Annotated in this window: 16 protein-coding genes and 1 pseudogene; 3 read left to right on the forward strand and 14 right to left on the reverse strand. The window is 66.6% G+C overall.

Annotation, left to right across the window (positions count from 1 at the left end):
- Positions 1 to 3: 3 nt before the first annotated feature.
- Entirely contained in the window at positions 4 to 321 is a 318-nt protein-coding gene (locus G333_RS0103140) for a HigA family addiction module antitoxin (RefSeq protein ID WP_018144822.1), read from the forward strand.
- Between the two features lie 331 nt (positions 322 to 652).
- On the opposite strand, the gene G333_RS0103145 is transcribed toward G333_RS0103140, so the two are convergent.
- From G333_RS0103145 to G333_RS0103210, 14 genes and pseudogenes are all read right to left on the reverse strand, one after another.
- Complete coding sequence (locus tag G333_RS0103145) at positions 653 to 2,026, reverse strand: phenylacetate--CoA ligase family protein (protein ID WP_019627647.1); 1,374 nt, start codon at positions 2,024 to 2,026, stop codon at positions 653 to 655.
- Between the two features lie 2 nt (positions 2,027 to 2,028).
- Positions 2,029 to 3,288, reverse strand: a complete 1,260-nt coding sequence (locus tag G333_RS0103150; RefSeq protein ID WP_019627648.1) for a glycosyltransferase — start codon at positions 3,286 to 3,288, stop codon at positions 2,029 to 2,031.
- Positions 3,278 to 4,495 carry a TIGR04063 family PEP-CTERM/XrtA system glycosyltransferase gene (locus tag G333_RS0103155; protein ID WP_019627649.1) on the reverse strand — a complete coding sequence of 406 codons (1,218 nt, stop codon included), beginning with the start codon at positions 4,493 to 4,495 and terminating at the stop codon, positions 3,278 to 3,280. The genes G333_RS0103150 and G333_RS0103155 overlap by 11 nt, the downstream gene beginning before the upstream one ends.
- Positions 4,496 to 4,508: 13 nt before the next feature.
- Positions 4,509 to 6,404, reverse strand: a complete 1,896-nt coding sequence (locus tag G333_RS0103160; RefSeq protein WP_019627650.1) for an XrtA/PEP-CTERM system amidotransferase — start codon at positions 6,402 to 6,404, stop codon at positions 4,509 to 4,511.
- Between the two features lie 249 nt (positions 6,405 to 6,653).
- Entirely contained in the window at positions 6,654 to 7,778 is a 1,125-nt protein-coding gene (locus tag G333_RS0103165; protein ID WP_026340866.1) for a TIGR03088 family PEP-CTERM/XrtA system glycosyltransferase, read from the reverse strand.
- A 47-nt stretch (positions 7,779 to 7,825) separates the two neighbouring features.
- Positions 7,826 to 9,376 carry an exosortase A gene (gene xrtA, locus G333_RS0103170; RefSeq protein ID WP_019627652.1) on the reverse strand — a complete coding sequence of 517 codons (1,551 nt, stop codon included), beginning with the start codon at positions 9,374 to 9,376 and terminating at the stop codon, positions 7,826 to 7,828.
- Positions 9,366 to 10,616 (reverse strand): TIGR03087 family PEP-CTERM/XrtA system glycosyltransferase, encoded by a 1,251-nt coding sequence (locus tag G333_RS0103175; protein WP_019627653.1) that lies wholly within the window; start codon positions 10,614 to 10,616, stop codon positions 9,366 to 9,368. The genes xrtA and G333_RS0103175 overlap by 11 nt, the downstream gene beginning before the upstream one ends.
- 50 nt (positions 10,617 to 10,666) lie before the next feature.
- A pseudogene (locus G333_RS0103180) lies at positions 10,667 to 10,945 on the reverse strand (GxxExxY protein); the annotation flags it as partial.
- A gap of 77 nt (positions 10,946 to 11,022) precedes the next feature.
- Complete coding sequence (locus tag G333_RS0103185; RefSeq protein WP_019627655.1) at positions 11,023 to 12,090, reverse strand: FemAB family XrtA/PEP-CTERM system-associated protein; 1,068 nt, start codon at positions 12,088 to 12,090, stop codon at positions 11,023 to 11,025.
- Positions 12,074 to 12,979, reverse strand: coding sequence for an XrtA system polysaccharide deacetylase (locus G333_RS0103190; protein ID WP_019571962.1), 906 nt, complete (start codon positions 12,977 to 12,979; stop codon positions 12,074 to 12,076). The genes G333_RS0103185 and G333_RS0103190 overlap by 17 nt, the downstream gene beginning before the upstream one ends.
- A gap of 15 nt (positions 12,980 to 12,994) precedes the next feature.
- On the reverse strand, positions 12,995 to 14,074 hold the full coding sequence (locus tag G333_RS0103195; RefSeq protein ID WP_019571963.1) for an XrtA/PEP-CTERM system-associated ATPase: 1,080 nt from the start codon (positions 14,072 to 14,074) through the stop codon (positions 12,995 to 12,997).
- Between the two features lie 3 nt (positions 14,075 to 14,077).
- Positions 14,078 to 15,553, reverse strand: a complete 1,476-nt coding sequence (locus G333_RS0103200; RefSeq protein ID WP_026331571.1) for a TIGR03016 family PEP-CTERM system-associated outer membrane protein — start codon at positions 15,551 to 15,553, stop codon at positions 14,078 to 14,080.
- Positions 15,554 to 15,575: 22 nt separating this feature from the next.
- The gene (locus G333_RS0103205; protein ID WP_019627657.1) at positions 15,576 to 16,472 is read right to left on the reverse strand and encodes an XrtA-associated tyrosine autokinase; all 897 of its coding nucleotides are present in this window, start codon (positions 16,470 to 16,472) and stop codon (positions 15,576 to 15,578) included.
- A 115-nt stretch (positions 16,473 to 16,587) separates the two neighbouring features.
- On the reverse strand, positions 16,588 to 18,108 hold the full coding sequence (locus tag G333_RS0103210) for an XrtA system polysaccharide chain length determinant (RefSeq protein WP_019627658.1): 1,521 nt from the start codon (positions 18,106 to 18,108) through the stop codon (positions 16,588 to 16,590).
- Between the two features lie 366 nt (positions 18,109 to 18,474).
- Between G333_RS0103210 and G333_RS0103215 the strand changes: the two genes are divergently transcribed.
- Both G333_RS0103215 and G333_RS0103220 read left to right on the forward strand, forming a co-directional pair.
- Entirely contained in the window at positions 18,475 to 19,047 is a 573-nt protein-coding gene (locus G333_RS0103215; protein WP_019627659.1) for a PilZ domain-containing protein, read from the forward strand.
- Positions 19,048 to 19,175: 128 nt separating this feature from the next.
- On the forward strand, positions 19,176 to 19,892 hold the full coding sequence (locus G333_RS0103220; protein WP_019571968.1) for an acyl-homoserine-lactone synthase: 717 nt from the start codon (positions 19,176 to 19,178) through the stop codon (positions 19,890 to 19,892).
- Positions 19,893 to 19,894 lie beyond the last annotated feature (2 nt).

Consider the following 19,894-nt stretch of genomic DNA (forward strand, 5'->3'; position numbering starts at 1 on the left):
ATCATGGTCCGCATCCCTACCCACCGACAGCCGACCCACCCCGGTGAAATGCTGGCGAAAGAGTTCCTGGAGCCGATGCATATCTCCCAGCGCCAGTTGGCGGACGCGCTCCATGTTCCGTATCAGCGCATCAACGAGCTCGTGAACCAGAAGCGTGGCATTACGCCAAGCACGTCGCTGCGTCTAGCACGCTTTTTCGGCATGTCGCCCGATTTCTGGTTGAACCTTCAGGTGCGCTGGGATTTGTTCAAGGCGGAGCAATCGGAACAGGCGGACCTGGAACAGATCCGGGAATTCCGTTCGTGTAAGCAAACTGCCTGAGCCGGGTTCCCAGCAAAGGCTGATACCGAGACACAGAAAGGCGGCAGACCTGCAGAAGCCGCCGTGACGGCTCTGTCATTGCGAGCGTAGCGCCGCAGTGTTGGAAAACGCGTCGGACGACCTCTCGCAGATCGCCGCGCCGCTCCCCTTCTCACAACGACTGCCTTATCGGCGTGCAAACGCGTGATGGCAGTCAAAGTTGCGTGCGCGCTGGAGGCTCCCCCGACCGTCACCCGGCACGCCCCGGCACCACCATCACGAATCTTCCCGTTTTCCCTGCGTCCTGTTAACTAGCCCTTCTTCGTATCTTCGTGCGCTTCGTGGTGAGTACTCAGGCGTTCCGGGCTGGCTGATCGGTATCGGGAACGCGGCAGACAACATGGCGGTGCTTGCCGTTGGGCTCCGGCGGGATGGCATCCACCGCGCGAACCTCCACCTGGACCGCCTGCCCCAGCGCGTCGACCAATGCACGGCGCAGGCGCTCCTCGGCGGCCGCCGGCAGGGCGGCGACCAGGCTCAGCAGCACCTCGACGTGGTGTCGGTCGTGCTGGATGACCTTGTAGGCGCGCAGCCCGGGCAGGTCGCGCATCAGGTAGTTGAAGCGGCTGCCGTGGATCCAGGAACCGTCCGTCGCGATCAGGCCATCGTTGGCACGGCCGTCGATGTCGCGCAGCAGCGGCAGGCCGCGCCCGCAGGGGCAGGGACGCGGGTCCAGAGCGCCCCGGTCCCCGGTGCGATAGCGGATGAACGGGAATTCCGGGCCCACCAGGTTAGTGATGACGATGTTTCCGGTCGCGCCGGGCGGCACCGGTCGATCCTCCGCATCCAGGATCTCGACGATCAGGGCCTCGGCCGTGATGTGCATGCCCCCCGCCGGACATTCGCGGGCGATGAACCCGGCGTCGCGCGCGCCGTACTCGTTGGCGACCCCACAGCCCATCACCTCGCCGATCACCGCGCGCCACTCCGGGCGCAACACCTCGGAGGTTGTGAAGGCGACACGAATCCCGAGATCACCCAGCCGCTGCCCTCGCTCGCGCGCCCGCCATGCCACGCGGGACAATGCCGACGGATACCCGAACAGCATGCGCGGACGCCGCTGGCGGATCTGCTCGATGATGCGGTCGAGCCGCGCCGGATTCAGGTCGCGGGCCGGCACCAGGTACGAACGGAACAGGCGATCGCGCCAGGCACGCAGGCCGTTCTGGGCCTCGTTCTCGACGGCGGATCCCCACAGGACCAGTTCGCGGTCGCCCACGTCCACGCCCCACCAGCGGGTTGCCCGCCACTTTGCGGCGATATCCATGCCGATGCGATCCGCGCCCAGCCAGAACCTCAGAGGCTCGCCGGACGACCCGCTGGTGTGCTGCTCTTCGAGGTTCCTCGCGCCCTCCGCGCGCCAGGCCGCGCCCTGTTCGCGGATCAGCGCCTTGTCAACGACCGGGAGGCGCTGAAGGTCCGCGATGCCGGAGAACGCCGCAGGCGACCAGGCCTGTTGCGCAAACCATTCCCGGTAGAACGGCACCTGCCGCGCGACACGTTCCAGAAGCCCCTGCAGCCGCTGCTGCTGCAGGCTCTGCAGGGCCTCCGGCGTCCACCACTGAGTGGCTTCCAGGGCCTTGTGCCACGCCACCGTGGGGTGACCCTTGAGCCGCTCCTGCAGCGGGAACAGGCCGCGCGCCACCCATTGGGTATAAAGCCCCATGTTCAGCCGGACCGCGCGGTCCCGGGGGCCGTCGCGGTATCCGCGGCCGCGATCTGCTCGAAGGCTGCAACCAGCTCCGGGATCCGCGTCTCCCAGGCATTCGCCCGCGCATGGGCCAGGATGGCCTCGCGGTCCCATTCGCGCTCGAGCGCCTCCAGCAGGGCGTCGCGCAGCGCGTCATGGTCGCCGTACGGGACCACGATCCCGACCTGATCGGAATTCACCACCTCGGCGTTGCCCCCGACCCGGGTGGTCACGATCGGCAGGGCGCAGGCCGACGCCTCGAGGAAGACATTCGCCCAGCCCTCGAACCGGGTGGCCAGGACGAACACGTCGCCAGCCGAATAGACGAAACGCAGGTCTTCCGGCGATACCTGCCCCAGGAACCAGACCCGGCCTTCCAGACCCAGGCCCTTTACCTGCTGGCGCAACTCGGCCTCGTTGTTGCCCTCGGGGGTCGCGCCGCCGGCAATGACCAGGTGCAAATCGGGCTGCGTGCGCAGCAATTCGGGGAGGGTCGCGATCACCCGGTGAAAGCCCTTGCGCTCGGTCAGCCCCCCCACCGACACGAGGAAGCGGCCCTCCTGCGGCAGGCCCAGGCGCTGGCGGGCCCCGGCCCGGTCCTCGGGATGGAAACGCCGCAGGTCCGCGCCGTTGCCGACGACCTGCACATGCCCGGGGGCCTGCCCCCAGGCGATCGCATCCTGCCGCAGCGAGTCCGCCACCGAGAACATCCGCGCCGCCGCGCTCATCGCCCGGTTGATCTGGCGCCGATGCAGGGCGCTGCCGGCGAAACGCACGAGGCTGCCGCGCAGGGTGATGGTGTAGGGGCAGCGCAACCAGCGCGCCAGCCAGCGCGCAGCCACGCCATCGGGATAGACAAAGTGGGCGTCGATCAGATCAAACCGGAAATCGCGCCGCAACCGCCGCATCAGCCAGAAACTGCCCAGCGCCAGGAAGAACCCGTCGGTCCACTTGAGCACGCCCGGAAAACAGAAGAACCGCGGGTGATAGACCACAATGCCGTCCTGCTCCTCGTAGCGCGGCAGCGGCGGGCGCGAGTGCGGCCGGAGACGCCCGAGCAGCCCCTGGAACGGAAACCACGGGGCCGGCGCCACGACGACCAGGTCCAGGTGTTCGGCCACCCGCCGCATGCGTTCGCGCACGAACAGCCCCAGGTTGGGTTGCGCCGCGTTGGGGTAGACGCGGGTGAACACCACCAGGCGCGGGCGCCGGCCAGCGTGACGCCGGTCACCGGGCATGGGTGGGCTCCACGACACCCCGCAGACGTTCGTAGATCGCCTGGTAGCGGGCAACACTCCTCGCCCAGGTGCGTTCCTGCTCGACAAAGCGGCGCCCCGCGGCGCGTACCGCATCCCATTCGGGCTCGCGGGCCAGGGTGTCGAGCACCGTGTCCGCCAGCGCCCCCGGGTCGTCGGCGGGGAACAGCCAGCCGGTTTCGCCATGCCGGATCAGTTCCTGGTGTCCGCCGACGTCCGAGGCCACCAGCAGTCGCCCCTGGGCCATCGCCTCCAGCGGCTTGAGCGGGGTCACCAGCTCGGTCAGCCGCATCGAGTGCCGTGGGTAAACCAGCAGATCCACCAGGTCGTAGTAGCGCTGGACCTGGTCATGCGGCACCCGGCCCGCAAAGGTGACCTGATCGGCGATGCCCAGGCGCCGGGCCTGCTCCTGCAGGCGTTCCGCCTGCGGCCCGCCACCCACCAGCAGGATGCGTACATCCGGGGCCTGCGCCCGGATGCGCGGAAAGGCCTCCAGCAGCAGGTCCAGCCCCTCGTAGGCATAGAACGAGCCGATAAAACCCAGCACCCGGGCATCGGCCAGCCCCAGTTGCGCCTTCAACTCGGCATCCGGCGCCCCGCCCAGACGGAAGGCCTCGGCATCCACGGCATTCGGGATCACGGTGACGCGGTCCTGCGGGATGCCCCGGGCGACGATGTCCCGCCGCAGGCCTTCGCAGATGGTCGTCACGTGGTCCACCCGGCGGAACACGTACGACTCGAAACCGCGCGTCATGCGGTAGCGCAGCCCGTGTTCGCGGCTGGTCCCGTGATCCACCGCGGCATCCTCCCAGAAGGCCCGCACCTCGTAGACTACGGGGATGCCGAGACGCCGGCCGACCCGCAGGGCCGGAAGGGCATTGAGAACCGGGGAATGGGCATGCAGCACATCCGGCTGCACTACCCGGGCCACGGCCTCCAGGCGCCGGGTCAGGGCACGCATCAACCCCCATTCGCCAAGCCCCGGCAGCGTCCCGGGGCGATAGCGCGTGCGGTAGAAGTGCAGGCCGTCGACATCCTCCTCGTCCGCCTCCACCGCACCCTGCTTGGGGCTGGTCAAATGAAACGTCTCCCAGCCGAGCCGGTGCTGCTCGCGCAGGATGGCGGCCGTGCGGAAGGTATACCCACTGTGCAGCGGGATGGAGTGATCAAGGACATGCAGGATCTTCATTGCCACCCCCGCATCAGGCCGTCGACCGGGCCAGGAAGCCCTCGAACATCAACAGCGACCACAGGGCCGGGCTGTGGTCGCGGGCGCCACTGGTGTGCTGGTCCACGAGGGTCTTGAGATAGTCCATGTCGAAGATGCCGGAGTCGGCGATGCGCGGCCCCAGCACCTGCGCCCGCATGCGTTCACGCAGCGGTCCGCGAAACCACTCGGCGACCGGGACGGCGAACCCCTTCTTGCGCCGATAGAGGATCTCCTCCGGCAGGTAGGGCTCCATGGCCTTTTTCAGCACGTACTTGCCCTCCGTCCCCCGCAGCTTGAGATCCGGGGGCAGGCCCGAGGTCCACTCGACCAGCTGGTGGTCGAGCAGGGGCACCCGGACCTCCAGCGAATGCGCCATGCTCGCGCGGTCGACCTTGGTCAGGATGTCGCCCGGCAGGTAGGTCTTCATGTCCAGGTACTGCACCAGCGACAGCGGGTGCTCGGTGGGCGCGCGCGCCGCATGCCGACGCAGGACCTCCACCGCGCTATAGCCCTGAAGCGAGCGCCGAAACGCCGGGGAAAACAGGTGCGCGCGCAGATCGTCACGCAGGATGGATACCCCCTGGAAATAGCCCTCGACCGAGTCCCGCGCCAGGGCCTGGAAGGTGGCGCGGGCGCGGAACGGGCGCGGTGCCCAGTCGGCCTTGGGATACCACCGCGCCAGGGTCCCGAACACGGCCCGCCGAAGCCCCAGGGGCAGCGGCGCGCGCAGGCGTTCCTCCGCCAGGTGATGGCGATAGCGCCGATAGCCGGCCAGGTTCTCGTCGCCGCCGTCCCCGGACAGCGCAACCACGACCTGCTGGCGTGCCTGTTCGCAGACCCGATAGGTCGGCAGCGCGGAACTGTCGGCAAACGGTTCATCGTAGAGCCCGCTCAGGCGGTCCAGCAGCGCAAAGTCGTCGGGATCAACCTCCTGCGTGCGGTGATCCGTGTGGTAGCGCTCGGCGACCATCCGCGCGTAGCGGGATTCGTCGTAGGCCGGATCGGCGAAGCCGATGGAACTGGTGCGCACCGGGTCGTCGGACAGACCCGCCATCATCGCGACCACCGCGCTGGAGTCCACCCCGCCCGAGAGGAAGGCCCCCAGCGGGACCTCGGCGACCATGCGGACGTCCACTGCCTCGCGCAGGCGCGCCGTGAGTTCCTCGGCGGCGTTCGTTGCATCCGCCACACCACTGTCGCCGAACGGGATGTCCCAGTATTCACGCGGCTCGCTCAGGTTGCCCTGTCCGCGGCGCACGGTCAGCGTGTGGCCAGGCGGCAGCTTGTGCACGCCGCGGAAGATGCTGCGCGGCTCCGGCACGTAACCGAAGGCGAAATAGTCCTCCACCGCATGCGGGTCCATATGTCGCGGCATCCCCGGATGCGCCATCAACGCCTTGAGCTCCGAGCCGAAGATCAGGTGCCCGTCCGCCAGCGCACTGTAGTACAGCGGCTTGATCCCCAGGCGGTCGCGGGCGAGGAACAGGGTGTCGCGATTGCGATCCCAGACGGCGAACGCGAACATGCCACGAAAGCGCTGTACGCAGGCCTCGCCCCACTCCTCCCAGGCATGCACGATCACCTCGGTATCGCAGTGGGAGCGGAACCGGTGCCCCGCCTGCTGCAACTCGGCGGTCAGCTCCGGGAAGTTGTAGATCTCGCCGTTGTAGGTCACAACGACGGTTTCGTCTTCGTTGAACAGCGGCTGCTGCCCGCCGGAGAGGTCGATGATCGACAGGCGACGATGCGCCAGCCCGACGCCCGGCTCCAGGTGCACACCCCCCTCGTCCGGACCGCGGTGAAACTGGGTCTCGTTCATCGCCTCCAGCAGGGACCGATTGATCGGCTGCCGGTCGCGCAGATCGAAGATGCCGGTAATGCCGCACATGTCGGGTTCCTGATCGCTTCCTTGCCGAGGCCAAGTGACGCCGGACGGTGCCCCCGGGGAGGCCCTGATCGGGGCAAGCCCCGCCGCACCATCACGGAAAATTCAGCATAAACGACAACCCCGCCGCGGACCGACCGCGATACGCGCCACAGGGCCCCTGGCGTTAGCGCCGGAACTAACGGTGGCGCCGCCCTGCGTTCTGCGCCACCAAGGTAGACGCTGATCCATCCACGCAGTCGCGTCGATGGATCAGCGTCTACCTAATACCCGGTCGTACACCCCCATGTACCCCGCGACCATCGCGTCCATGCTGAACTCCGCCTCGGCCCGTGCGCGGGCGGCCACACCTTGCCGTTCGGTCCGTGCCGGGTCGCCGGGATAGGCCATCAGCGCGGCCGCAATCGCGTCCGGATCGCCCGCCGGGACCAGCACCCCGGTCACCCCCGGCTGGACGAGGTCCGGGTTCCCCCCGACATCCGTCGCGACCACCGGGAGCCCGGTGGCCATCGCCTCGAGGATGGTGTTGCAGATGCCTTCGGCCAGCGAGGGAAGGACGAAGAGGTCCAGCGCCCGCAGGCAGTCGGGGATATCCTCCCGGGCACCGGGGAGCCAGGCCTGGCCCGCCACCCCGGACTGCTCCAGCAGCTGGCGGACCTCCCCGCGCAGCGGGCCGTCCCCGATCATCGCCAGACGCAGGCGCGGAAACTCCGTCGGCATCCGGTCGCGCAGTGCGACAAAGGCCCGTGCCAGGTCCAGCGGCGCCTTGACCGCCTGCATGCGCATGACCGAGCCGATCACGAAGGTGCCGGGGCCCCGGAAGCCCTCTGGAAACGGGGGCACGAACGCCTCTGACGTTGGTGCGAAACGGCCGGTATCCACACCATTGAAGATGTGCGAAAGACGCGCTGCGGGCACCCCGATCGCATCCCGCAGGTAGCCCTTTTGATGCTGCGAAAGGGCAATGTAGTGTCGGACCAGTGGCCGCATCAGCCGGCGCAATCGACGGTTGCGGTCGCGCGTGCCGTCCAGGTCGCCGACATCCCAACCGTGTTCGCCATGCACGCGCGCGCGCACGCCGGACAGCGCGGCGGTCACCTGCGCCTCCAGCGTGCCGAAGTTCCGGGTATGGACGATATCCGGCTGCAGGGCGCGCAGCAGTCGCCACAGGCGAACGTGGACCTGCGGGTCCTTGCCTTCGCGCTTGTGCAGGGCATGCAGACTGACATCGTCGCGCCGGATGCGCAGGCGAAAATCGGTGTAGTCCGTCATGCAGATGATGGCGTGCCGGAAGCGGTCCGCGGGCATGTGGTTGATCAGGTTGACCAGCCCGTTCTCCATCCCGCCGATGTCCAGGCGATGGATGATATGCGCCACGCAGGGTCGCGGATCGCCATCCCGGACGGTCTTGGCGGATGCGACCGTCACTGTCGCGCGACAGCGGCGAGCTGCTCGAGGATCTCGGGCAGGACGTCGGCCGCATAGGCCTGTAGCGTCGCCTCCTCTTCCCCGGGCTCGGAGCCATAGGGCACATAGAGCACGACCACGGCCGCGTCATCGCGGCCACCCACCAGGCGGTTCAGCGCCTCGCGAGCCTTGACCGTATGCGGCAGCGTGGTCAGCTGGCCGTCCACCCAATACCAGCGCCAGACCAGCAATTGCTGCCCGGGCCCGCGCAACAGGAAACGTTCGGGATTGGGGTAACCGTCGACCGTGGCCTGCCCGCGATGGGATTGCGACCAGGACCCCACGCGGTGACGCCCGGCCAGGGTATTGCTCCAGCCCACCATGTTCCCGTAATGGTGCTGTTCGCGGTAGAACAGCACGTGCATGCCCACCGGCGGCCCGCCATATTCCGCCGTGACGAGACCACCCCGGCCATCGCGGGCCCCGCGATAACCCGGCTCCCAGGCATCGGCCTGATCCTCCAGCACCCGCCAGCCGGGCGGGACCAGCGGGCCCGCGCCCAGACCCGCCACCGGACCGAGATCACGCTGGTTCATCCAATCCGCATACAGCGGGGCCACACTGGCCAGCACCACCGCCAGCAGGGCCGCCACGGCGAACGGTCCGGCCTGCAACGAACGGCGCTGTTTCGGCGTGTGCACGCGTGCGGTGGGCGGGTCCATATCTTCGCGCCAGAAGGCCCCGATCCCGAACATCAGCGCAATGACCACCCCGAAGAAGATCCACCCATAGATCAGGTGATCGACCCCGGCCGCATACTCCATGTCGCTCAGATGACCAATCATCACGATCATGTAGGCCCGCAGGCCATTGGCGACGATCGGCACCACGATGGAGACACCGACAAACACGAGCCGCCGCCAGGGGCTGCGATACATGAGATAGGCGTACAGGGTACCGAGCGCGACCGACGCGATCAGATAGCGCACGCCACTGCAGGCCTCGACTACCGACCAGCGGCCCGTGGGCAGATCGAAATACAACCCGTCGCGATAGACCGGGATCCCGGTGAGCTGTACCGCCGTTACGGTGAAGTCCGCGGTGAAATCCATCAGCGGCGGCACCAGGAACTCACCGAACGGGACCGCGAACAGCAGGTACGCCAGAGGGAATTGCAGGCGCCAGGTGATCGCATTGCCCAGCACGAGCCAGAACAGCGCGGGGATCATCAGGACGGCCGCGAACTGACGCACGGACACCACATCCACCAGCTCTCCCGCCACCCAGACCAGCGAAAAGCCCAGCAAGGGCAACAGCGCCCACCAGGAAGGACGCGGCTCCAGGGCCAGCACCTCCTCGCGCTTGAGAAACAACAGAAACAGCACGATGGGGACAATCAGGAAACCATGGGCAAAGGTCTCCGAACGGTTCCAGACGGCCACAATGGATTCGAACGTCGGGTAGAACATCCATCCCAGCACGACCAGACCCAGCACCAGCACCGGCCCGGCCAGCCACCAGGACGAGCCGCGCACGGACGCCCGGATGTTGAGCGTTTCAGCGTCCATGGGCAGCCTCCGGGACCGGCTCGGCGCCGGGAACCCCGCCGGGGTGCAGGCGGAGAAACTCGCCCAGGTGCGCGAGATTGCGCGCCCAGTCATAGTCCGCCAGCACCCGGGTGCGCGCCGCGTGCCCGAGCGCCGGATCCGGTGCATGCAGATATCCGGAAACGGCCTGCAGGAACGCGCCCGGTTCGGCCTCGGCACGGATCACCTCGCGCCCAACCATCGCGGTCAGGCCTTCCAGAGCCTGCGGGCTGGCCACGACCGGGCGCGCCAGGGCCATCGCCTCCAGGACCTTGTTCTGCACGCCACGGGCGATTCGCAGGGGCGCAATGACGACGGTCGCGTGCGCGATCCACGGTCGCACGTCGTCCACGAATCCGGTCACCGTGACACCGGGGCGATCCGCCAGCGCCATCACCTCCGGGGCCGGCCGGCTGCCAACGATGCAGAACTCCACACCGGGATGTTCGAGCCGCAGCGCAGGCAGGACGTGGTCGGCGAACCAGATCACGGCATCGACATTGGGCCAGTAATCCATCGCCCCCGAGAACACCACGGTGCGCACCCCCTCCGCATAGGGACCGGGTGCCGCAACCGCATCGGGCGAGAAGAAGGCGGCATCGACACCATTGTTCAGGGCGTGTACCCGGCCTGCCACTTCCGGTGCTTGCTCGCGAAAGGTGTCCGCCTCGGCCGGCGACACGAACAGGCTGGCGTCACTGGCTTGCGCGACCTGTCGCTCGTATGCCAGCAGCCGCCGCCCTTCGCGCCGATATATGGCGCTCATGGGCCAGCGCCGCGTCGGCGCATACTGCGTCCACTTGTCGGAATCCACGTCCACGAAGTCGACCACCCGGGTCAGCCCGCCCCCCTCCGGCAGGTACTGGGCCATCGCCGAGGAAAAGGCCAGGGCTCGGGCGACCGGCTGCCTTGCCAGCGTTGCACGGACCCAGCGCGCAAGTTCCCGGTCGCGATACCACGGCACGCTGAGCGCCTCGCCACTCAGCAAGCCGCTCAGGGCGCGCAACTGGGCACGGCGGCGCGGCAATGGACGGGCACAGACACTGGCGCACAGCCCTTCGAGTTCGGGCAGGTAGGCAGCGTCGGCCGGGTCATCGATGAACGTGCCGAGATGCACGCGATAGTGCTGCGCCAGATAGCGCAGGATGTGGTGCGAGCGGATCTTGTCCCCCTTGTTGGGCGGCCACGGAATCCGGTGCACCAGATACAACAGATCATCCATAAGGCTTGTTCACCACGAAGCTCGCGAAGGCACGAAGAAGGGCATTCAAATCAAAGAACCAGGCGTTTGAGGCCATCGTTGAGGCGCACGCTGTTGAAATGGATCAACAGGGCTTGCGCGCTATTCGCGAGTTTCATGTGCCTGAGGGTTTGGGCCTCGTGAACGCGTTGCAGGTCATCCACACTTTTCAATTCCATCATCAGTCTGTCCTCGACCAGGATGTCGATACGGCATCCACAATCCAGCGTCTGCCCCTTGTAAGTGACGGGTATCGGAACCTGAGAGACGCAGGACAGGCCCGATTCCAGCATTTCGTGCACCCGGCAGTTCTCGTAAACCGACCTTCGTGGTCAATCCGCCCTTGACCTGCTCAGTGTTCTCTTTGGCCCTGTGGTGAAAAGGCCCTTCAGCCGAGGGAGCGGGAGATCTTGGGGCCCAGCCAGTTGGCCACGGGCAGCGGCAGGCGCTGCCAGGCGGCGATGAAGTAGCGGTACTTCGGGTTGAGGGGATTGACGTCCGGCATCTCGCGGGCACGCACCAGGTCGTATTCGTAGTACAACGGCTGCGGCTCGAAGCCCCAGTTCTTCTTGAAGCTGAAAGACCCGGTATCGCGCTTGCTGCGGCCGAAATCGAATACCCGGTAGCCCGCCTCGCAGGCACGGCGCATCAGCTCCCAGTAGAGGAAGTCGTAGCCCGCCACTTCGCGGGCTCGCGGGGTTCCCGCGCCGTAGTAGGGCAGCACCTCGTTGCGGAACCAAAAGCTGACCACGCTGGCGATCGCTTCGCCCTCGTGCGTCACCGTCAGCACGTCGCAATCATCACCGAACACGTCGAGCAATTTGCGGAAGTAATGCGGGCCGAAGACCGGGGTCCCCATGCGCCGGACATTGGCCGCGTAAATCGGGTAGAAGCGGTCGATGTCATGTTCGACTTCGCTGACCAGGCCCGCCTTGATGCCCTTGCGCACCATGCGCCGCTGTTTGCGCGGGATCGCATTCATGTTCGCGTCGACATCCGGATCCAGAAGGCGGCGGAAGGTGAAGTAGAGCTCGCTCTTGGTCGGCCAGTCCGGGTGCCTCGGTTCGCGCAGGCGATACTCGAGATAATCGACATTCAGGCTGCGGGCGAGCTCCTGTGCTCGGGCATCCAGCGCCGCGGCCGCGGCGTCGGTGACTGCGGCCACACCGCCGTAGACACAGAACGGCAGCGATGACAGCGAGTCCCCGAACAGGCGGGAACGGATACGGCCCAGCGGCAGCACGCCCTGTATGGCGCCATCCACCTCGGCATAGAGGAAGTGCGTCTCGTGTCCGAACGCCTCGCGCAAGACCGTCGACCAGCCCGCGCGGTGGAAGAAGGTGGCCTGCGGACAGTGCTCCACGAACGCATCCCAGCGCGCATGGTCGGCCGCACACAGCGTCCGGACCTGCAGGGCACCGGTACCGCTGGCACGTTGATCAGGCGGTTCGTACATTGTCTTCCCCTGTCACTCTTGCATGGTCCTCGGGTGCCGCCAGTTCCGCGGCAAACACGCGGTCCATGCGATCCCAGCGAAAGTCCTGCAGAAGACGCTTCAGGCGCGACTCCATCCGGTGCAGGTTCACGTAGTGCCGGAAACGGCTCCGCGCCCCGAGCCCGGACACCCGCGGCTGATCGGGATCGATCTCCCAGGGGTGGAAGTAGAAAACCGCCGGCATCCCGTCCAGTGCCCCGATACGCCGAAGGGCCCCGCGCGACATCACATAAGGCAGCAACCGGAAATAGCCGCCACCGGCCGCCGGGAGGTTGCGCCCGCCCATGCGGAGGGTCGCCGGGGGCAGCTCGAGGACCCCGGCAGGCATCGGGCGATGCGGGTGTCGCGGGGCCTTCGGCATACCGTAGTGATCGTGATGCACCGGGTAGATACTCGAGCTGTACTCCAGTCCCGCCTCGCGCAGCACCTCCAGCGCCCAGAGATTGCCCTCGCCGATCGAAAAGCTGGGCGCGCGATAGCCGCGGACCGGGGCTCCGGAGAGGTCTTCGAGGATGCGCTGGGCGCGCTCGATATCGGCGCGGAAGGCGGCGGGCGCCAGATCCGTGACGCGCTCGTGGCCGTAGCCGTGACTCGCCAGCTCATGGCCGGCGTCGACGATGCGGCGGATCGCGTGCGGGTAACGCTCGGCGATCCAGCCGAGGGTGAAGAAGGTCGCCTGCGCGCCGCTCTGATCGAACAGCTCGAGGATGCGATCAAGGTTGCGCTCGATCCGGCATTCGCGGGTGTCCCAGGTATCGCGCGGGATGCGCGGGGCCAGTGCCGAGACCTGGAAGTAATCCTCCACATCGACGGTCAGGGCGTTGGGCCGATCGGCACTTTGCGTCTGCATGACAGGCCTCGGCCGCTACGACTGCGCGGCACTGGAAACGGGCGCCAGCGCCTCCGTTTCGTAGCCCTCGTCGCGCACGATCTTCAGCACCTCCTGAGTCGCCCGGAAGTTGACCAGGAGATTGCGCTCAATCCGCTGCAGGCGTTCCTCCAGTGCCTCGATATCCTGTTCGATCCGCAGCATGGAGACCTGGCTGGCCACCAGGCGATCATCCAGGCCGTCCGACCCCGACCCGGCTTCGGGGCGCCCCGTGGCAGACGGCCCCTCATCCAGCAGGACCCCTTCCAGGTCTTCCTCGATCTCGTCGATCACCTGCTGCGCCCGCGCGGCATCCAGGTCGGTACATTCCTCCAGGTACCCCATCAGCAGCAGGCGGTCACAGAAGGTGTTTACCTTGCGCGGGATGCCACTGGTGTAGTCGTGGATGCGCGCCCAGATGTCGTCGTCGAAATGCGGCCGTTCGTTCCAGCCGACCCGGGCGAGCCGGTGCTCGACGTAGGCCCGGGTATCGTCTGCGTCCATCGGCCCCAGGTGGTAGGTCGCGATCACCCGCTGGCGCAGCTGCTGCATGTCCTCGCTCCGCAACAGGCGCCGGAATTCCGGCTGCCCGAGCAGGAAGCTCTGCAGCAGCGGCCCGTCCTCGCCCTGGAAATTGGAGAGCATGCGCAGCTCCTCCACGGCATCGGGGCCCAGGTTCTGCGCCTCGTCGACCACCAGAAGGGCGCGCTGGCCACGCGCCCGGGTATCGCGCAGGAAGGTCTCCAGACGGCGCAGCTGGCCGGCCTTGTGACTGGGGGCATCGTCCAGCCCGAACGCGAGACAGACCGAACGCAGCAAGTCTTCTGCATCCAGCTGGGTGCTGACCAACTGCGCCGCCACCAGAGGCTTGTCACTCAGGGTCTCGAACAGACTGCGCACCAACGTCGTCTTGCCGGCCCCGACCTCGCCGGTAATAACGATGAAGCCCTCCTCCAGCTGCACGCCGTATTCGAGATACGCCATCGCCCGACTGTGGCCCTTGCTGGCATAGAAAAAACGCGGATCGGGGCTCAGGGCAAAGGGCCGACCGGTGAAGCCGTAGAATTCTTCGTACATGCCTCAGAACTCCTTGGTCAGCGTGCCGATGATCGCGTTCTCGCGATACTCGTTGTCCGCGCTGTTCGACTCCCGCCGCTGGTGCCGGACGGCCAGGCTCGCGGTGGTGTCCGGGGTCAGCTGACGGCTGACACTGGCACGCAGGTACCAGAGGTCGTCCTCGCGATCGCTGTCGGCGAAATCGGTCCGGGTGACGCCAGTGCTCACCAGGGAGGTCGTGCGCGGGCCGTACCGCCATTGCCAGAAGACATTGGCCCCGCGCTGGGTCCGGTTGTCCTCGAACAGGCCGACATTGGTCTGGGTCTCGGATTCACGCTCGGTCTGCACCAGATTGATCCCGAATACACTGCGGCCGGTGTCATAGCTCCAGCCCGCACGCCAGCTACGAGTAAAGTAGAAGCCTTCAACGAAGGCCTCGTCGCCCAGCTGCGGATTGAGGGCGAACAGGAAGATCTCCTCCAGGGTGTAGCGATCCAGCAACTCGTCGATGGTCATGAACTGCGCATCCTCCGCCAGCTGGGCAAAGGGGCCCTCACGCCGCTGCCGGGTCGAGCTCACCCCCTCGTCGTAGCTGAGACGGTAGGTCGCGCGGCGACTGCGATGATTCACGGACAGCGCGCGGTTCTTGCCGAAATAGCGCTCGCCGTAACGCGCCTCGATGTTGGTGACCCGGGTCGGGGCCCAGCCTGCGCCGACCTGCCAGAAACTGCCGTCATCGTCTTCGCGGGTCGTCGCGTAATCATTGAAGTCCTCGCCCACCACGCCAAACAGACGCAGGGACCGCCCGAAACGATAGCCGAGCGTCCCGCTGACCTGCCCGAACTCGCCCTCCAGGCCATTGTCGAAGCGCTCCTCCTCGTAGAACCCGGCGACCTGCCAGAACGGGCGGTTGAAGGCAGCCCCGCTATTGAGGACGTACTCGCCCCGGTGGTAGTCGCTGTCCTGGCGATTGCTCTGGTGGTTCAGGGTCGCGCCATAGGTATAGCGGACCTCCTGCGTGGCGAAACTGCCGTAACGGGTCCGCAGCATCGGCGAAACGCTGTAGGAGGTGGTCTCCTGCAGGTTTCCGCGCGGGGTACTGCCACCGATGCCGACCGGGTCGAGAATCGACGCCACCTGCTCGGTACGCGAGGCCCCGGCATTGACAAAGAAAGTGTCGTCCACCAGCTCCCAGTTGCTGCGCCCGCGCAGGGCGTGCGTCGTGCGCCCCTGGCGCGAGTCGTCGAGATAAAAGCGCGAGTTCAGGCGGTAATCGATACGGGTATCGCTGCGGGCGCCTTCCCCGCGCAGCGTAAATCCGGGGCTGACGGTACCGATCAGGTCCGCTTCCTCCTGGCCTCGCGGGGCCAGACGGGCGTTGTCGGTGACCTCGGCCGACACCGTGACCCGCGGGGTCAACGTCCACTCGACGGCCAGCGCACTTGCGGGCGATGCCAGCGCGACCACCGCCGTGCCGACCAGCCACCAGCGCGCCGGCAACGGCCACCCCTGGCGCTGGAAGCTAGCGGGCGGGGGTGTCGGCGACATGATCACGCTCGATGCCATAGTAGCTACCCCCGTAATATTGACCGCCGATGCCGATACCCGGCGTCGCGCGGTTGAGGGAGGTGAGCACGACGCCGCAGGAATCCAGCTGATGCATGGCTCGCTCCACCGTACTCGCCGGGGTGCGATCAGCCTCCACTACCATCACGACCTGCCCCATGTGCGTCGCCAGGACACCCGGCTCGCTGGTGGCCAGCAAGGGCGGGGAGTCGAACAGGATGATGCGATCCTCGTACCGGTCATGCAGGTCATCGACCAGATCCCGCATCACGTCGCTCGCCAGGATCTCGGTCGAGCGTCCGTGGGGGCGGCCTGCCGGCAAAACGGTCAGGTTTTCCACGTTGGTGCGCAGCAGGACATCGGGGATCTGGATGTCGGGTTCGCTGAGGACATCCATGAGCCCGAGATCGGCGTGAAACCCAAGGGTGCGGGGGATAGCCGGTCGTGATACATCGGCATCCACCAGCAGCACGGTGCGCTCCAGCTCCATCGCCATGCTCAGGGCCAGATTCACGCTGGTAAAGGTCTTGCCCTCCCCCGGCAGGGAGCTGGTGATCATGATCAGCCGGCCCTTGGGCACGCGCATCGCGGCATGTCGTCCGAATGCATTGTTCAGCAGGGGGCGTTTCATCATGCGGAACTCTTCCGCCACGCTGGAACGCTGATCCCCCGGAACGATGAGCCCCTGCTTGCGCAGCCAGGCAAAATCGATGCTGACTTCCTGCGACACTGGCTCTCGCCAGCGTTCGGGCTCGCGCGTGGCGGCTTCGGAGGTGGCCGCCTGTTCGGCCGTTGTTTCGGGGACCGGCTGACGCGCCCGGTTCTTGTCCAGCGCCTTCTCGATAATACTCATTATGCTGTCAGCCCCTTGCCGGCAACCGACTCCATCGAGTCGGCCGGTTCCCTGAAAGATAGTCGGCACGCCACCGGATTGCCGGGGCATCCCATCCCGCATCTGCGTGGTTCCGTCATCGCAACAGCCCCAGGAGATCGTCCAGAAGGACTTCCGAGCCGGTCGCGTAAAGTCCCATGACCACGGCATACACCAGCACCAGCGTCCCCAATGCGGCGGTGAATACCATCAGCTCCGACAAGCGGCGATGGCGACTCATCGGCGTACGCACACGCGAGACACTGCCCAGGACCGGGCGGCCGGTGACCGCCGCCAGCTGCTGGCTGCTACTGATCGTTCGGCGCAGCTGCGACAGCAGGAACGCAAAGCCGGTGCCCGCACCCAGACCGACCAGGAGTACGGCCGTGGCCAGCATGGGTCGATCCGGCGAGGCCGGCGCTGTGGGCTGACGCGGCGGCTCGAGCACACGGAAGTCGACGGCGTCGGTCTGACTCTCGACGGCCCCCGACATCACCGCCTGTTCGCGGCGATCCTGCAACTGGCGATAGGAGTTCCGCATGACGTCGTAATTGCGGGTCAGGGAGGTCAGCTCGGACTCCACCGCCGGTGCGCGATCCACGTCGCCCTCCAGCCGCGCAACCCGGTCCTCGAATTCGGCGATCCGAGTGGTCAGCGACGCGATCTCGCTTTCGGTTTCGCTGATGGCGTTTTGCAGCACCTCGTTGCCGCTGCCCACGCGTCGGATGGCCTGCGGGTTGCGCGCCTCTTCTTCACGACGCGCCTCCAGCTCTTCGACAATGCGCCGTGACGAGACCACGTCCGGGTGCTCGTCGGTGTAGTGCAGACGCATCGCGTCGATGCTTTCCTGCAGCTCGCTGATGCGCCGGTCCAGCTCCAGGTTGTCGTAACCACCTTGTCCGCTTCCGGCGCGCCGCCGGAGGGTTTGCAAGCGACTCTGCGCCTCGCGCTCCTGCAAGCGCGCCTGCTGCAGCTGGTCACGGGTGCGCTCGAGACGCGAGTAAAAGTTGCCGTCGCCGCTGAGGAAGCGCGCATTGTCGCGCTTGAACTGCTCGATCTTGGCCTCCTTCTCCTGCAGCTGCTGTTCGTAGTTATCAAGCTGGCGCTCGATGAACTGCTGCGAGGTGGTGAGATCGAGGCGCGAGTCGCCCATGCCACGGGCCATGAAGAGGTCAACCGTCTCGCGAACCACGCGATAGGCCACCTCGGGGTTTCCGTGACGGAAACTCACGCTATAGATGTTGTCGCGGTCGCCGACGTCCAGCGTCAGCCGTGCGCGCAGCAACGCGACCTGGGCATCCAGGTTGGAGTTGCCGGTCAGAACGTCGAGATCGCTCTCGCGGGCGATCTCCTCGAGGTTGTCACGACTGAACAGCGTACGGGTGATCATGCGCAGGCGCTGCTCGGTGTTCGGCCGCACCGTCATCCCGCGCAGCAGCGGATCCAGAACCGACTGGGTATTCACATAGACCCGGGCCTCCGCCTGATAGGTGTCCGGCAGGTTGTGGGCGTAAGCCCAGCCGCCCAGACAGATCAGCCATGCAATGGGCAGGATCCACCAGCGCTTGCGCCAAGTAGAGCGAACATGCTGCCAGAGCTCTTGAACGATCTTTTCCATACAACCCAGCTTCCCGCCGACCGCACCGGCGCCTGGTAGCGTCCGCGGGCCGATCTGCTAACGAATACCTGCCCCCCGGACGCGCCTGCCTTGCGCCGGGACCCCCCGGGCTCGACACCGGCGTGCCGGTGAGGCCGGGTTGGGAGAAATCCCAGGTTCATTGAAGTGGGTTTGCCAGGGACTGTCCACAGATGTCGGGATTGTTTACAGCTGGCGAACTGACGGGCGAATCACGGCGCAGGCGGCCCGCACCAGGGTGAGCGAATCCCCGTCATTTCTGTGTACTGGTACAGAGTTTGCTGCTGAACACACAGGGTAGAGTTTCACAACCGCAGCGGCCCCTGCACCGACCATCAAGGATCGCTGATGAGTCACGAAAAGTTGGCACTGGAACTCGCGGACTTCTGGTTCCCGGCAATCGCAAATGAACCCTGGGATCAACGCCTCCGCATCCTCGACGAGATCCATGGCCAGCTATATCAGGACCTGGAATCCGCCGGGGAGTACGAACAAGTCTCCGCCAGCTTCGTCGCGGCGTTGATCGACCGGCTGGGGTCGCCCCCAATCACCGATCCGGCACAGGCACAGATCTACGCCGGATCGGCCGAGGAGCAGCACTGGGGCGCAGCCATCGCATGGCAATTCGGCGAGGGACAAGAGGCCGAGGAGGCGGCCAGCGAGCAGAGGGAACGCCGCGGCTGGCCGCGCGAGGCGGTCAACCTGCGCACGGAAATGTGGATCCAGGGACGGCCGGGCCTCTGTCGTCTGGTGGATGTCTCGCGCTCCGGCGCACGCGTCATGCCGCTGCGCTACCAGCCGCGGCTGCCAGCCGGGACCGCTATCCGGGTAATCGTGCCGAATGACGGCGCGCGCGACGGCGTCGTTGTGTTTTCCAGTCCACGAGGGGTCGGACTGCAGTTCGTGAATGCCGCCGCCTGAAGCGAGCGGCTACCTATCTCCAACCCACGGGAGCAGACAGATGCAACACTGGATGACCACTCAAGCAGAAATCGAAAAAACGACCCCGCAACCGCTTGTCGCGTCCGCTTTCGGACGCGCCCTTTCAGATGGGTAGCCCCGGCCGGATCCGCACCTACCTCGCCCGTTCGGAGGCCGCCCGCCGCATTCATTATCGGCTGCGTTACGAGGTGTACTGCCGCGAAACCGGGTTCGAACCCGCCGAGCAGCATCCTGAGGGCATCGAACGCGACGCCTACGACGAACATGCCGAACACTTCCTGATCAGCCACGAGGGTCGCCCGCCGGAAACGCGCTGGGTCGGCGCGATGCGCCTGATCCTCCCGGGCAAACGCCCACTGCCTACCACGGAAAACTGCCGACTGTTCCCGGAGGTGGAGGCCGAAGCCGATGTTCCAGCAGTGGAAGTTTCGCGCCTGATCGTACGCGGGGCCTCGCCCGAGGTGCTTTATCACCTGTGTCAGGCCTCGCAGGAATACGCGCGACGGCATGGATACCTGCGCATGTTCTTTCTGGTACGCCCGGCGCTCGCGCGACTGCTGCGATGTCATGGCCTGCCCGTCGAGGTCTGTGGCGCGCCGCACCGGCATCGCGGCACACGCATACCCTGCCTGACGCACACGGACGAAGCGGGCGAGGCCCTGAAGGCCTGGCGGCAGCGATTGCAGCTTCCGGCACTTTCGGAAGTTCCGCACTACACTGCATGGGAGAGTCCCGGACCGGAATGCACGCCGCGCCATGCGGAAGCTCCCGAGCCATGGGGTCCGCCCTCGGATACGGCGGGGCTCGTAGCAGGAGGAAACTAGTC

The sequence above is a fragment of the Thioalkalivibrio sp. AKL10 genome (assembly GCF_000381845.1).
GTDB classification, from domain to species: Bacteria; Pseudomonadota; Gammaproteobacteria; order Ectothiorhodospirales; family Ectothiorhodospiraceae; genus Thioalkalivibrio; species Thioalkalivibrio versutus.